We start from the raw sequence: 13,837 nt of genomic DNA on the forward strand, positions 1-13,837 counted from the left end.
CCTTGCTGGGTGGGGGCCGGCGGCCACCGCGGACGGCGGGTCGGCACGGTGGCCGCCGGAGGTCTGGTGCGGCATCCTCAGGCGGTGGCCGCGGCGACGGCCGGCTCCTCGTACGCACCCCGGCCGGTGCTGCGGGACAGTGCGGCGACGCACGCCGTGGTGAGCAGCAGCAGGACCGCGTAGAACCCGACCACGGGCCAGATGGAGCCACCGCCGGACGTCAGCAGGGCCTGGGCCACCAGCGGCGTCGTACCGCCGATGAGGGTGGAGCACAGCTGGTAGGAGAGGGAGATGCCGGTGTAGCGGATCCGGGAGGGGAAGGCACGGGCGAGGAAGCCGGCCAGGACAGCGTAGTACCCCGAGCCGCTGACGATGCCGAGCGCGATGCCGAGGAAGGCGAGCACCGGCCGCGCGGTGCTGATCAGCAGGAACATCGGTACGGCGACGACGACGTTGGCCAGCAGCGAGCACACCATGAACCGGGTCTCGCCGACCCGCTCGGAGATCAGTGCGGCGATGGGCTGCCACAGGAACTGCACCACGGAGATGGCCAGCAGGACGTACAGCATCGTCTGGCGGTCCATGTGCAGCTCGTTGGTGGTCCAGGAGAGCACGAAGGTGTTGGTGAAGTACGCGGCGGAGATGCCCATGACCGAGGCGCCGATGGCCAGCAGCACGGTCCGCCAGGCGGTGCGCAGTACCTCGGCGATCGGCAGCTTCACCACGTCACCGCGCTCCCTGACCCGCTCGAAGTCGCCCGGCTCCTCGACCTTCAGCCGGATCACGAGGCCGACCACGACGAGCGCGCCCGACAGCAGGAACGGCACGCGCCAGCCCCACGCGAGGAAGGCCGCGTCGTCCAGCGTGCCCGCGCCGAGGAAGACCAGTGTGGCCAGGATCGCCCCGGCCGGGGAGCCCTGCTGCACCAGCATCGCGTAGAAGGAACCGCGCCCCTTCGGCGCGCTCTCGGACGCCATCAGGACCGCGCCGCCCCACTCGCCGCCCACGGCGATGCCCTGCACGGCGCGCAGCAGCGCCAGCAGGAACGGCGCGGCGATCCCGATCTGCGCGTGCGTGGGCAGCACACCGACGAGGAAGGTCGCGGCGCCCATCATCACCAGCGTGGTGACCAGGGTGCCCTTGCGGCCCATCCGGTCGCCGAAGTGGCCGAAGACGATGCCGCCGAGCGGCCGGGCGAGGAAGCCGACCCAGAACGTCGCGAAGGACGCGAGCACGCCGGCGGCCGGTGACACGTCGGGGAAGAAGAGCTTGCCGAAGACCAGCGCGGAGGCCGTCCCGTAGATGAAGAAGTCGTACCACTCGATGGCCGTGCCGACGAACGAGGCGAGACCGGCGCGACGGGCCTGCCGCGTCGCACGGGTCTTGCCGGCGGCAGCGGCGTGGGAGGGAGCGTTCATGGGGCCTCCGGCGGATTCGGAGCCTTCGCCGGGGCGCCCGGGCGGTGGGGCACGGCCGGGTGACGGGGCGCGACCGGGCGGCGGGATGCCTCCGGGGCGGGGCCTCCGGGGCGGGATGCCTCCGTACGGCGGCACGCGGGCGGGCTTCGGCGAAGGAGCCAGGACGGACGGGTTGTCGGGACACACACAGTCTGGGTCCGGCCACCCATGCCGTCTAATACTTGATTGGTACGATCCCCATGCCTGTGAGGCATGGGGCCTCCGAGGCACGCGTCTTCGAGACACGGCACCTTCGAGGCGCGGCGCCTTCAAGGTGTCCGGGAGGTCGTCATGGAACTGCGGGTACTGCGGTACTTCCTCGCCGTCGCCGAGGCCGAGTCGGTGACGGCAGCGGCCCGCCGGGTCCACATCGCCCAGCCGTCCCTCTCCCGCCAGCTCAGCGCCCTGGAACGGGACCTGGGCGTCGCCCTCTTCACGCGCCGGCCCGGCTCCCTGACACTGAACGCCGCCGGGCGTCGCTTCCGCCCCATCGCGCAGGATCTGGTGCGCCGGGCCGAGCAGGCCGCCGAGACGATGACGGCGATGGCACGGGGCGAGGGCGCCGCGCTCACCGTGGTCGCCTCCCCCTCCACCGTTGCCTACCTGCTGGCACCGTTCATGGCCGGCGACGACCCAGCGGGCCTCGCCCTGCACGACGCGATCTCGGAGGAGCCGAGCAAGGTCTTCGACACCATGCTGCGCAGCGACGCGGACCTCGGAATCTCCACCACCCCGGCCCCCGCTCCCCTGAAGTCGGCGTTCCTGGGCCGCACCCCCGTCATCGCCCAGGTCCCCGCCGAGCACCCCTGGAGCGGCCGCACGACGATCACCCTGGACGAGCTGGTCACCGAGCCGCTGATCCTGATGTCCCGCTCGAACGTGGCACGGCTGGTCGTCGACGAGGCGGTGAGCCGGGCGGGACTCACCCCCGCCGCCGTCACCGAATCCGGCTCAGCGGCCTTCGCCCAGGCGCTCGCCGCGCGGGGCCGAGGCGTCTGCCTGGTCACCGACGACGCGCGCTTCGGCCTCAGGGAGCTGATCGTGCAGACACCGGACGCCCCGCTGACCGTGCCCCTCTACGCCGGGTGGGACGCCTCCCACTACGCCCATTCGGCCCTCCCCGCACTGATCGACGGCCTCCGCACCCATCTCGCCCATCGCATCCGCCGCTTCCCGGGACTGTGAAACCGGTTCGCCGACTGGACCGGACGTCCCCGGGGAACACCGGCTCCCGCGGCGGGCCCGCTGACGGGAGCGGCGGGCCCGCTCGCAGAAACAGCCACTACGAAACCGCCGGGCGGGCGGCGGCTGTTCGGCGCCGCCCGCTCAGTGGCGGCTCAGGAGCGTCGCGGCCGCCAGTACGGCGCCGAGGAGGAGGGCAGCCGCCCCGTGTGCGAGGCGGTGCGCGCGCAGTCCGGGGAGCATCCGGTCGACGGCGTACCGGCCGGGACCGGTCAGGGCCAGGGCCGCGGCGCCGGCGGCCAGCAGGAACGCGTACTCCACGCCCTTGGGCAGGAAGAAACCGCCGTTCGCGTCCACGACGACGGCATTGACCATCGTGCCGAAGACGGCGGCTCCCGCGAGCGGGGTGACCAAGCCGAGTACCAGACCGAGTCCCCCGAGCATCTCGGTGGTTCCGGCGACCGCGGCCATCGCCCTGCCCGCCGGATAGCCCATGCCGGTGAAGGCCGCGCCGATGCCGTCGAGGCCGGGACCGCCGAACCAGCCGAACAGCTTCTGCGAGCCGTGCGCCGCGATGGTCAGTCCGAGCACGACTCGGAGCAGCAGGAGCCCGGTGTCGTACGCGTGCGGGGATGTCGCGGGAGCGCGGGACGTGGTGGCCGTGGGCTCGGCGCCGGTGGCCGATGCGTCGAGAGCGGCTGGAGTGAGGGGCATGAGCGGAGCTCCTTGTGTCGGACGGGGCCTGGCTGCTGATCTCTGCGTGCCGTCATGGGACGGATGCCGGCGAAACCACTCGAAACCGTTGTCGGTGCTCACTTCACGACACCTCCCCGCGAGCGGCCATGAATGCGGGCATCGGTTTTCTTGTTCTTCGCCGCCACCCTCTTAGCGGGCAACAGCGCCGTTTCCGCGCCATGTCGTTGCGATGCCGTTCACGTCAACTGCAGCTCAGTATCGGGGAATTGGCGTGGTGATTCAGCTTTCATCGACAGGCAACTGCCGAGAAACTCCGGGCCGCCGACGAGCTGGTGAACTCTTCAACAAGCCCCAGAGGGCGAAGGCGGAACCAGCCCACAGAAATCCACCCGCAGAAACCCGCTCAGGGAAACCCGCTCGTAGAAAGAGAGAGTTCATGTTTGCTTCTTCCAGCAGGACACGGACCGGCCGCCCCTCGCACACCCGACGGCGGCTGGCGCGGGCCGCGGGGACTGTGGTGGCCGCCGGTGTGATCGCCGGCTTCGCGGGCGCAGGCACCGCTTCGGCGCACGACAAGGCGCCGGCCGGCGGTCTCACGAGCCCGGTCGGTGAGTCGGCGGGCGCCCTGTGGCACCACCTGGAGATGTACCACCTGAGCGACCCCACGTGGGAGGTGACCAGCATGCTCACCGATCCGGCCGGCAACCTCAAGGTCCACGGGCAGATGGCCGACGATGTCCTCTCCCCCGTCGTGGGAACCGCCGTGGGCGCACTCGGCGGCTGATGTCCTGACGTGCCGTCCGTTCGACGGCATGTCGTCGTGCCGGCCGGTCCGGGGAAGCCGCTGCATCAGCGGCCCTCCCCGGGCTGTCCGGCAGGGCTGTCGATTTCCATGTCCGGTGCCGCGCGGAGGCCCTGTATTCGCTGCGCGGGAAATTCCGTGGCGAAGTCCGTGGCGAAGAGGGGAAACGCTGAGCACTGTGGAGACAGCAATGATTTCCGCCGAGGCCGTGTCGAATGCACCAATGCCGTCGGGAACAGGGTTCGTGCGCCGTGCCACGGCACTCCGCGAACTGCTGGCGCGGCATCGCCTCACGGGCGACGAACAACGCCGGCTGACCGATCAGGTGATGGCCGGGCTCGCCGGAGCCGGGCTGTCCCGGATGTGGGTGCCGAAGCGGTTCGGAGGATCGGAATGCGACCTGCGCACCATGGTGGACACCACGATCGAGGTGACGAAGGGGGACCCGTCCGCGGGATGGGTGCACTGGATCCTCGGCTGCGGTGACTGGCTGACCGGGCTGTTTCCCGAGGCCGGCCAGGCGGAGGTGTACGCGACCGGGCCGGACACACACGTGTGCTCGGTCTTCGCTCCCAGCGCGACGGCGCGCCGCGTCCCCGGGGGATGGAGGATCAGCGGCCGGTGGAGCCCCGCTTCGGGCAGCGCACACGCCCAGTGGGCGATGCTCGGCTTCCCCCTGCCCGCTGAAGCTGCGGCGGAGCACCTCGCCGGCGAGGCCGCAGACCACGATGATCTCGGTTTCGCTCTCATCCCCATGAGCGAACTCCACGTCGAGGACACCTGGTTCACCACGGGAATGCGTGGCACTGGCAGCAACACCCTCTCCGGCGAGGGTCTTTTCGTACCCGATCACCGTGTGCTGTCCGTGATGCCGGCCGTACGCGGCGATGCCGCATTCCAGGGGGCCGCGTCCCGCAGCCCCCGGTACCGGTCGGCGTTCCTGCCGACCCTGGTGACCCACATGATGGGTCCCTACATCGGGATGGCTCGCGCCGCGCTGGAACTCGTCTCCGCGGACGCGTCGACCCGCGGCATCTCGTTCACGGCGTACGGCAGGCGCAGCGACTCCACGGCGTTCCAGCTCGCTGTCGCCGAGGCGACGGCGCGGGTGGACGCGGCCACCGCACTGGCACACAGCGCGGCCGACGCCATCGACGCATACGCCGCCGTCGGGACGTACCCCGATGCCGTCTTCCGCGCCCGGGTCCGCCTGCACTTCGGGCATGTGGTGGCCCAGTGCTGCGAGGCGGTCGACCTGTTGGTCTCCGCGCACGGTGCTTCGGCCTTCGCCGAGGCGAGCCCGCTCGGCGGCATCGTCCGCGACATCCAGACGGCCGGCCGGCACGCGTTCGCCAGCCCGGTGGTCAACAAGGAGGTGTTCGGGCGCGCGGTGCTCGGTGTCGAGAACATCACCGACTTCATCTGACGCGCCGGCCCCTGACAGTCCCTGACACGCCCTCACACGCCCCAACGGCGACCGGTCACGGCGGGAGCTCGGCCCGCCTGCAGCAACCCGCCCCACTACAGCAGGGAGACAGTTGTGCCCGCAGCCGAAACGGCACCACGCGGTATCCAGGACATGATGTTCAACGTCTTCATGGCCCGCGCTCTCTATGCCGTCACCTCGCTCGGCATCCCCGACCTGCTCAGCGACCGGCCGCTGTCCTGCCGCACCCTGGCGGACAAGACCGGCGTACGCGCCGGCTCGCTGCACCAGGTCCTGCGGGCGGTGGCGAGCACCGACGTGCTGCGTACCGTCCCCTCCCCCGAGTCCGGGGATGGGGAGGAGAAGGGGGACAGGAACGAGCCGGCCTACGCGCTGACACCTGTCGGCGAGACGCTGTGCACCGGCCACCCCAGCGGCACCCGTGACATGGTGCTCACCCTGCAGGGCCCCATCTGGGACGCGCTGACCGTCCTCCCCCAGCGGCTGACCACCGAGCGGACGGGGACGGAGCTCGCCCTCGGTCTGCCCTGGTTCGACTATTTGCGGCAACGTCCTGACAGGGGCGCCGCGTTCGACCGCATGATGATTGCCGTGCACGGTGCCGAGCCGGCGGCCGTGGCCCGCGCGTACGACTTCTCCTGGGCCCGGCACGTCACGGACATCGGCGGCGGCGTCGGAACCCTGCTGCTGGCCGTGCTCCGCGAACACCCCCACTTGTCCGGCGTGCTGTTCGACCTGCCCGAGGGCGCGGAGCACGCCCGTGAGTACATCCAGGCGTCCGGCATGGCGGATCGCTGCGTCACCGAGAGCGGCAGTTTCTTCGACACGGTGCCGCCCGGGTCCGACGCGTACCTGCTGTCGCACATCCTGCACAACTGCGACGAGGACGCCTGCGTGCGCATCCTCCGCTCCTGTGCGGCGGCGATGTCCCCGCACAGCCGATTGCTCGTGGTGGAAATGGTGCTGCCCGCCGGCGACGAGCCGCACCCCGGCAAGGTGCTGGACCTCGCGATGGTCACGCTCACCACCGGCCGTGAACGCACCGCGCAGGAGTACGCGGACCTGCTGGCCCGGGCCGGGCTCCGCCTCCGGAAGGTCGTCCCCACCGACTCAGCGGTCAGCGTCCTCGAAGCGGTCCTGGAGACCGGCCCGATACCGGAGACCGGCTCAGTACCGGGGACCGGCCCGGTACCGGGGACCGCATAGACCCGGCCGCCCCCGGCTCGACAACAGAAGTCATCAGCTCGAGGCCCACGTTCAACCCGTTCAGCGAGGTGCGACATGTTCAGAACAGGCATACCGATCGTCGGCATCGGTGCGGTGACCGGCTACGGCTGGGGAATCGACACCATGTGGGACGGCCTGTCCAGTGGCCGTCCCGCCGCCCAGCAGTGGCATGAGCTGGGCGGCCGGTTCCCGGAGGGCTGCTGGTTCGCCCGGGTCCCGGAGGGCGAGGGCCCAGCGCGCGAGAACAGCGGCACGTCACGGTACGCACGGGCCTACGCCGCCGCTGTTGACGAGGCGCTGCAGGACGCGCGGGACGCGGGCTGGGAGCCCGGCGAGCGCGTGGCGATCGTGCACTCGACGACCCGCGCCGACCTCGAACTCATGCGGACCCGTTATCTGGACCCCGGATCCGTCAGCCCGCGGCGTTCGTACGTGGAGCAGGCGTGGACCACTCCGCCGGGCATGGCCATGATCCGGCACCAGTTCTCCGGCCCTTCCCTCGTGGTCAGCGCGGCCTGTTCGTCCGGGCTGCACGCGCTGGCCGTGGCACAGCGGCTGCTGGACTGCGGAGATGCGACCGATGTGGTGGTCACCGCGGCCGACATCGGGTTCGACGGTGAGGAAATGACGCTGTTCGCCTCGCTCGGCCCGCTCATTCACGACGCTCCGCCGGAAGCGGTGTGCCGGCCCTTCCAGTCGGGCTCCCGCGGCTTCGTACTGGGCGAAGCGGCAGCCGCCGTGGTGCTCAGCCGTTCGGCCACGGCCCGCCCGTACGCCAGGCTGCTGTCGTCGACGCTCGGCAATGACGCCTACCACCCGGTGGCGATCAAGCCCGACCACGTCCAGATGCTGCGCGTCGTCGACGACGCGCTCGCCGCCGCCGGTACCGAGCGGTCCGAGGTGGAGTACTACAGCGCTCACGGCACCGGTACCGAAGAGTGCAACCAGGCCGACACGGCAGTGCTGGACCACCTCGGCCGGGCGGCGGGCTACGGCCTCAAACCGCTGCTCGGCCACACGATGGGGGCCGCACCGCTGATGGACACCGTGGTGATGGCCGCCTCGTACCGGGAGGGCCGGCTCCCGGTACCGAAACCGGTTGCGGACGGGCACCCCCGGCTCGCACGGGACGCCATCGAACGCGACACCGGAATCACCCTGCAGCTCGGCATCGGCTTCGGCGGCAACATCTCCGCCGCCGTCTTCGATGCCCCGCCGCCTCCCGGACAGGCAGCCTGAAGCGTACGTCCGCCGCGACGCGCTACGGGGTGGCCCGACGTTGGGTCACCCCGGCGTCCCGAACCGGCATGAGGTGCACGAGGCGATCCGGCGTGCCGGCCGGGGAGGGCCCCCTTGGTGATGCGGACGCTGAGCGCTCCTCACCGGCGGTGGACGCTCACGGCATAGCCGCCGCCCTCGTACGGCTCGGCGTCCCAGGTGGCGAAGCGGTCGACGAGGGTGAGGCCGGCCGCGGCGCAGTACTCGTCGTACTCCGGCAGCGTGATGCTGGGCGGCACCGGCAGGTGGGCTGCGTCCAGGCCGAAGCCCGCGACCATCAGGCCACCCGGTCGCAGGGCCGCGGCCAGGCGCTTTACCACCGTGGCCTCGGTGCCTTCCGCGAGCAGCGGGAAGATGTTGCCGGCAGCGACGACGAGGTCGAAGCCGGCCGCGATGCCGAGCAGGTCCGGCGCGAACTCGGTCAGATCGGCCTGGTACCAGGGCAGGTCCGGCGCCTGTTCCCGCGCCACTGCCAGCATCGACGCGTCGCGGTCCACTCCGACACAGTCGTACCCGAGCTCCGCCAGCCGGATCATGACCCGCCCGGTACCGCACCCGGCGTCCAGCACCCGCGCTCCGGCAGGCACGAGAGCCGCACAGAACCGCGCCTCGCCGTGCACGTCCTTCCCACTGCGGGCCAGCGCCGTGAACCGCGCGGCGTACTCATTACCGGACGTCTCCCCGGTCAGCTCATTCCAACGGCTCATGCGCCCCACAATAGGTCCGCTGTGTACCTCCACCCGGACCACCTCGCTGACGGCGGTGACCGGGTGCCCGTGATGACGGCCGACGCGTCGCGGCCGACGCTCGGTGCGTCGGGGGGCGCACGCCGTATTGCCCCGGGCTCACACAGTGCACATGGTGCGCTGTCGCTCACAATTCAGCGTCCGCTGGCATCTGCACCACCTCCCCCACCGCACACCCTCTTGATCCGACCCTGGGCGAGGACGTACACCGGGTCGACCTGACGGCGCTGCGCGACCGCGTCCGCGCGAACGTCTCGGGCTGAGGAGGAGGAGGAAGGGACCAATGGTCGCTCTGACCGAGGGAGAGAAGGCCGTGCGCGACGGCCGGGACGGCGACGCCGTGGCGGTGGTCCGCGGGGAGCCGGAGCGTTCCGGAGCCGCTGGTGCCCGGTAAGAGCATTCCGTCGGGCGGGCGCGACGGCCGTTCACTCAGCGTGCGCACGCTCGACGTGCTGGGGGCCTTCAGCGCCGCCCGGCCGCGGCTCACCCTCTCGGAGATCTCCCGGGCGAGCGGCCTCTCGCTCACGACGACCCACCGCATCGTCGCCGACCTCGTCGAGTGGGGCGCGCTGGAGGAGGCCGGCGGGCATTACCAGGTCGGGCTCCGGCTCTGGGAGGCGGCGTGCGCGGCGCCTCGCGGGCTCGCGCTGCGGGAGACGGCGCTGCCGGCGATGGAGGACCTCTACGAGGCGACCCACGAGAACGTCCAACTGGCCGTGCGTGAGGGCCTTGAGGTCGTGTACGTGGAGCGCCTCACCGGCCATGGCGCGGTCCGCGTACTCACCAGGGTCGGCGGGCGCTTCGCCCTCCCGGCCACCGGCGTCGGGCTGGTGCTGCTGGCCCACGCGCCCGGGGAGGTTCAGGAGCGGGTGCTGGCCGAGCCGCTGCGGCAGTGGACGCCGTACACCGTCACCGACCCCGGGGAACTCCGCAAGATGCTCGCCGAGGTGCGGCGTACCGGCACGGCCGTCAGCGACCGCCAGGTGACCGACGACGCGTTCTCGGTCGCCTGCCCGGTACGCGGCGTGGGCGGTGAGGTGCTCGCGGCGCTCTCCGTCGTGGTCCGCTCCGACGGCCCCTTCACCCCGATGGCACTGACCCCAGCGGTACAGGCGGCGAGCCGCAGCATCTCCCGTGCCCTGGGCTGGGAACCGGCCCGGCCGTCGGATGGCCGCCGCCTGCTGGACGGGAGTTGAGGTCCCATCAGGCGACCGGGGCCCCGTCAGGCGACCGGTGCCGAGATGTCTTCCGTACATCGGAAGTGCCATAGGCCACGAAGGGCTGCGCCCGTCACCGTGGGGTACGGCCCGGTCACCGCACCGGGCCCCGAGCCGCTTCCGCCCGGCCGGACCCCGCACCGCGACGCGACCAGGCCCCGCACCGCTGCCCGGCCGGGCGGCAGACAGAAGGAGCAACGATGCCCAGTTGGCCCTTGAACCAGTGGTACATCGCCGCGTACAGCGAAGAGATCGGCGACGGCCTGCTCGGCCGCACGATCTGCGGCGAGCCGCTCGTCTTCTACCGGACCGGCGAGGGCGAGGCCGTCGCGCTGGCCGACCGCTGCGTGCACCGCCGGTACCCGCTGTCGCGCAGCCACCTCAAGGACGACCGGATCATCTGCGGCTACCACGGCTTCACGTACGACAAGACCGGCAGCTGCGTCGCCGCGCCGGGCCAGAAGCGCATCCCGCGCACGGCCCGCGTGCCCGCCTGGACGGTCCGCGAGCGGGACTCGCTGGTGTGGGTGTGGATCGGTGACCAGGAACTGGCCGACGAGGCACTGATCCCGCGGGCGCCGTGGCTGGACTCGCCGGACTACACGGTGGTCCGCGGCATGGAACCGCTCAAGGCACGCTACGGCTTGCTGGTCGACAACCTGCTGGACCTCTCCCACGAGACCTACCTCCACGGCGGCTACATCGGCACCCCGGAGGTCGCCGAGACGCCCATCACGACCGAGGTCGACGAGGAGGCCAACGTCGTCTACGTGAGCCGCCACATGGACGACGCCGCGTGCCCGCCGTTCTACTCCGAGTCCACGGGCATCAAGGGCCGGATCACCCGCTGGCAGGACATCGAGTACCACGCACCGTGCCTCTACCTGCTGCACAGCCGGATCGCGCCGGCCGGCGTCCTGCCGCCGGCCGAGGGCCCGGACGACCAGGCCTTCCATGTCGAGGTGACCTACGGGATCACCCCCTCGACCGAACACGAGACGCTGGACTTCTGGATGGTCGCGCGTGACTTCGCGCTCGACGACGAGCAGGTCTCCGAGTTCCTCGCGACCAGCAACCGCACGGTGGTCCTCCAGGACGTCGAAGCCCTCGACGTGCTCGAAGAGGTGGTCGAAGGCGAGAAGGAGAACTACCAGGAGCTGTCCATCAACATCGACACCGGCGGACTGGCCGCCCGCCGGATCCTCGCCAAGCTGGTCGCCCAGGGCGAGGCGAGGACGGCCGCGGCGACGACGGCCGCGTCGAGGGCGGTGACCGCACCGTGAGCAGCCCGGACCCGACCGGCCCCGTACGCGCGGACCTGCCCGAGCCGACCAGGATGCTCACGGGCCGGACCGTCTACCGGGTGGTGTGGAAGCTCGACACCGATGTGCTCGTGGGCTACTGCTGGTGCGGCGCCAGTCACGAGGACGTCGACCCCATCGCGCTGTGGGACTGGCTGCTGGCACACCCGGACACGCACGGCGACAGCGGGACCGACCCCGACGTACCTTCTTCCGACGCCGAGTTGGTGGACGCGTGAACACTGAGACCGATCTGGAGCTGGTCGTCGTGGCCACCGCGGACATCGCGGCGGACGTCCGGCTGCTGGAACTCCGCAGCGCCGACGGGGGCGAGCTGCCTGCCTGGTCCGCCGGGGCCCACATCGACCTGCTGCTCGACGACGGGCTGGTGCGGCAGTACTCGCTGTGCGGTGATCCGGCCGACCGCGGCCGCTGGCAGGTGGCGGTGCTGCGCGAGCCGGAAGGCCGCGGCGGGTCGGCGCACGTCCACGACAAGCTGTGCGCGGGCGACCCGGTCGGGGCACGCGGACCGCGGAACCACTTCGCGCTGGAGCCGGCGGGGGCGTACGTCTTCGTGGCGGGCGGCATCGGCGTCACGCCGATCCTCCCGATGCTCGCCGCGGCCGACGCCGCCGGCGCCGACTGGCGGCTCCATTACGGTGGCCGCACCCGGGCCTCGATGGCCTTCGTGGACGATCTGGTGGCACGGTACGGCGACCGCGTCGTCGTCCGCCCGCAGGACGAGACCGGACTTCTCGACGTGACCGGGATCGTCGCCGGCCGCCCGGACGGCGCGCTGATCTACTGCTGCGGGCCCGGCCCACTCCTCGACGCCATGGCGACCGGGTGCGCGACGCTGCCGGCCGGCACGCTGCGGACCGAACGGTTCACGGCGCCCGAGGCCGACCCGGACGCCGTTTCCGAGGGTTTCGAGGTCGAGCTCGCCGATTCCGGGCAGGTCCTGCAGGTACCGGCCGGCAAGTCGATCCTCGACGTACTGGAGGACGCCGGCATCGAGATCCTCTCCTCCTGCCGGGAAGGAACCTGCGGCACCTGCGAGACCGGCGTCCTGTCGGGCACGGTCGACCACCGCGACACCTTGCTGACGCCCGACGAGCGAGCGGCCAACGACGTGATGTTCGTCTGCGTCTCGCGCGCCGCGCCCGGCTGCCCGAGGCTCGTCCTCGAACGCTGACAGAGGTCGGGGCGGCCGGGTCCGGCGGCTCTCCGCACGGCGCTCCGGCGCGAAGCGCGGGGGCGCCGAGCCCGGCACTGGGTACCGGCACTGCCACCGCCACCGGTCAGTGCCGGTGCCAGCACTGACCGGTACCGGCACTGACCGGTGGTGCATTGCGCCGTTCAGGTGCCGATCCGGACGTGGCGCCGCCCGCGGGAATAGCTGCCCGTCCCCCACCCTTGTCCGAACCATGACCGTCACTGAAGACATCGGCACCATCGGCATCTGGACCGGAGCGTACGGGGCTCAGTACGCGGACGACGCACGACGCCGTGCGGAGATCGCGGACGCCGCGGCGGAGCTGGACGAACTGGGCTACGGAACGCTCTGGCTCGGGGGCAACCCGGGCGTGGCCAACGCCGTACCGGTCCTGGAGGCCACCCGGAACCTCCGTGTCGCCACCGGCATCCTCAGCATCTGGCAGCACGAACCGGCCGCCGTCGCCGCGCAGTTCGCGGAGGCCGACGCCGCCTACGACCACCGCTTCCTGCTGGGTCTGGGCGTCAGCCACGCGCAGCTCGCCGACGCGTACGCCCGGCCGTACTCCGCGATGAAGGACTTCCTGACGGCGCTGGACGAGGCACCGGTTCCCGTACCGGCCGGACGGCGAGTGCTGGCAGCACTCGGCCCCAAGATGCTCAAGCTCTCCCGCGACCGGACTGCAGGCGCGCACCCGTACCTGGTCACGGTCGAGTACACCGCACAGGCCCGGGAGGCGCTGGGCGAGGACGCGACGCTCGCCCCCGAGCACAAGGTCGTCCTCGACACCGACCTCGCCCGCGGCCGGCAGACGGCCCGGAACTACCTCTCGTTCTACCTGCCGATGCCCAACTACACCAACAACTTCAAACGGCTCGGCTTCACCGAGGACGACTTCAAGGACGGCGGCAGCGACCGGCTCATCGACGCGTTGTTCGTCATCGGCGACGTGGACGCGGTCCGCCGGCGCACCGACGAGTTCTTCGAGGCCGGCGCTGACCACGTCGCGCTGCAGGTCGTCACCGCCGACCCGCTGGGCGACATCCCCCGCGCGGAGTGGCGGCGCCTGGCGGAGGCACTGCCCCTGACCTCCCGCTGAACCCCTCAGGCACCGGCCGGTCGGACGGCATCGGCTCACCGATTAGGTGTGACGGCCCGGGTCGCGTAGGCTGATGACTACCGACGCGGGGTGGAGCAGCTCGGTAGCTCGCTGGGCTCATAACCCAGAGGTCGCAGGTTCAAATCCTGTCCCCGCTACTGCTCCCTGG

The 13,837-nt window shown here is 71.5% G+C and carries 13 protein-coding genes and 1 tRNA gene; 11 read left to right on the forward strand and 3 right to left on the reverse strand.

Annotated features, from left to right (window positions below; translation table 11 throughout):
* Positions 1 to 77: 77 nt before the first annotated feature.
* Positions 78 to 1,418: an MFS transporter gene (locus C3486_RS22420; protein WP_103834547.1), complete on the reverse strand. Its 1,341-nt coding sequence runs from the start codon at positions 1,416 to 1,418 to the stop codon at positions 78 to 80.
* Positions 1,419 to 1,748: 330 nt separating this feature from the next.
* On the opposite strand from C3486_RS22420, the gene C3486_RS22425 reads away from it, so the two are divergent.
* On the forward strand, positions 1,749 to 2,642 hold the full coding sequence (locus C3486_RS22425) for a LysR family transcriptional regulator (RefSeq protein WP_103834548.1): 894 nt from the start codon (positions 1,749 to 1,751) through the stop codon (positions 2,640 to 2,642).
* 141 nt (positions 2,643 to 2,783) lie between these two features.
* On the opposite strand, the gene C3486_RS22430 is transcribed toward C3486_RS22425, so the two are convergent.
* A complete protein-coding gene (locus C3486_RS22430; protein WP_103834549.1) occupies positions 2,784 to 3,353 on the reverse strand; it encodes a DoxX family protein in 570 nt (189 codons plus the stop codon).
* A gap of 418 nt (positions 3,354 to 3,771) precedes the next feature.
* Here C3486_RS22430 and C3486_RS22435 point away from each other — a divergent pair, with 418 nt between their 5' ends.
* The 4 genes from C3486_RS22435 to C3486_RS22450 all read left to right on the forward strand — a co-directional run bounded on the left by C3486_RS22435 (position 3,772) and on the right by C3486_RS22450 (position 8,050).
* On the forward strand, positions 3,772 to 4,119 hold the full coding sequence (locus C3486_RS22435) for a hypothetical protein (RefSeq protein WP_146075036.1): 348 nt from the start codon (positions 3,772 to 3,774) through the stop codon (positions 4,117 to 4,119).
* A 262-nt stretch (positions 4,120 to 4,381) separates the two neighbouring features.
* The gene (locus C3486_RS22440; protein WP_219822239.1) at positions 4,382 to 5,563 is read left to right on the forward strand and encodes an oxidoreductase; all 1,182 of its coding nucleotides are present in this window, start codon (positions 4,382 to 4,384) and stop codon (positions 5,561 to 5,563) included.
* A gap of 114 nt (positions 5,564 to 5,677) precedes the next feature.
* Positions 5,678 to 6,790, forward strand: coding sequence for a methyltransferase (locus C3486_RS22445; protein WP_146075037.1), 1,113 nt, complete (start codon positions 5,678 to 5,680; stop codon positions 6,788 to 6,790).
* A 75-nt stretch (positions 6,791 to 6,865) separates the two neighbouring features.
* A complete protein-coding gene (locus C3486_RS22450) occupies positions 6,866 to 8,050 on the forward strand; it encodes a beta-ketoacyl synthase N-terminal-like domain-containing protein (RefSeq protein WP_103834553.1) in 1,185 nt (394 codons plus the stop codon).
* A gap of 140 nt (positions 8,051 to 8,190) precedes the next feature.
* Here the strand turns inward: C3486_RS22450 and C3486_RS22455 are convergent, their stop codons facing one another.
* On the reverse strand, positions 8,191 to 8,796 hold the full coding sequence (locus C3486_RS22455; RefSeq protein ID WP_103834554.1) for a bifunctional 2-polyprenyl-6-hydroxyphenol methylase/3-demethylubiquinol 3-O-methyltransferase UbiG: 606 nt from the start codon (positions 8,794 to 8,796) through the stop codon (positions 8,191 to 8,193).
* A gap of 473 nt (positions 8,797 to 9,269) precedes the next feature.
* Here C3486_RS22455 and C3486_RS22460 point away from each other — a divergent pair, with 473 nt between their 5' ends.
* From C3486_RS22460 to C3486_RS22485, 6 genes are all read left to right on the forward strand, one after another.
* A complete protein-coding gene (locus C3486_RS22460) occupies positions 9,270 to 10,031 on the forward strand; it encodes an IclR family transcriptional regulator (protein WP_258052940.1) in 762 nt (253 codons plus the stop codon).
* A 221-nt stretch (positions 10,032 to 10,252) separates the two neighbouring features.
* Positions 10,253 to 11,335 carry an aromatic ring-hydroxylating dioxygenase subunit alpha gene (locus tag C3486_RS22465; protein ID WP_103834555.1) on the forward strand — a complete coding sequence of 361 codons (1,083 nt, stop codon included), beginning with the start codon at positions 10,253 to 10,255 and terminating at the stop codon, positions 11,333 to 11,335.
* Positions 11,332 to 11,592: a hypothetical protein gene (locus tag C3486_RS22470; protein ID WP_308461261.1), complete on the forward strand. Its 261-nt coding sequence runs from the start codon at positions 11,332 to 11,334 to the stop codon at positions 11,590 to 11,592. The genes C3486_RS22465 and C3486_RS22470 overlap by 4 nt, the downstream gene beginning before the upstream one ends.
* Positions 11,589 to 12,548, forward strand: coding sequence for a PDR/VanB family oxidoreductase (locus tag C3486_RS22475; RefSeq protein ID WP_103834556.1), 960 nt, complete (start codon positions 11,589 to 11,591; stop codon positions 12,546 to 12,548). Before C3486_RS22470 ends, C3486_RS22475 begins: the two co-directional genes overlap by 4 nt.
* A gap of 232 nt (positions 12,549 to 12,780) precedes the next feature.
* Positions 12,781 to 13,668 (forward strand): LLM class F420-dependent oxidoreductase, encoded by an 888-nt coding sequence (locus tag C3486_RS22480; protein WP_103834557.1) that lies wholly within the window; start codon positions 12,781 to 12,783, stop codon positions 13,666 to 13,668.
* An 84-nt stretch (positions 13,669 to 13,752) separates the two neighbouring features.
* Positions 13,753 to 13,826 (forward strand) — tRNA-Met (locus C3486_RS22485).
* Positions 13,827 to 13,837: the final 11 nt, after the last annotated feature.

Source organism: Streptomyces sp. Ru73 (assembly GCF_002920575.1).
Taxonomy (GTDB): Bacteria; Actinomycetota; Actinomycetes; order Streptomycetales; family Streptomycetaceae; genus Streptomyces.

Excerpts from the sequence above, each read along its gene's own strand:
- C3486_RS22435 (WP_146075036.1), top strand. The coding sequence starts at position 3,772 with ATGTTTGCTTCTTCCAGCAGGACACGGACCGGCCGCCCCTCGCACACC.
- C3486_RS22425 (WP_103834548.1), top strand. The coding sequence starts at position 1,749 with ATGGAACTGCGGGTACTGCGGTACTTCCTCGCCGTCGCCGAGGCCGAG.
- C3486_RS22420 (WP_103834547.1), bottom strand. The coding sequence starts at position 1,418 with ATGAACGCTCCCTCCCACGCCGCTGCCGCCGGCAAGACCCGTGCGACG.
- C3486_RS22465 (WP_103834555.1), top strand. The coding sequence starts at position 10,253 with ATGCCCAGTTGGCCCTTGAACCAGTGGTACATCGCCGCGTACAGCGAA.
- C3486_RS22480 (WP_103834557.1), top strand. The coding sequence starts at position 12,781 with ATGACCGTCACTGAAGACATCGGCACCATCGGCATCTGGACCGGAGCG.
- C3486_RS22455 (WP_103834554.1), bottom strand. The coding sequence starts at position 8,796 with ATGAGCCGTTGGAATGAGCTGACCGGGGAGACGTCCGGTAATGAGTAC.
- C3486_RS22450 (WP_103834553.1), top strand. The coding sequence starts at position 6,866 with ATGTTCAGAACAGGCATACCGATCGTCGGCATCGGTGCGGTGACCGGC.
- C3486_RS22430 (WP_103834549.1), bottom strand. The coding sequence starts at position 3,353 with ATGCCCCTCACTCCAGCCGCTCTCGACGCATCGGCCACCGGCGCCGAG.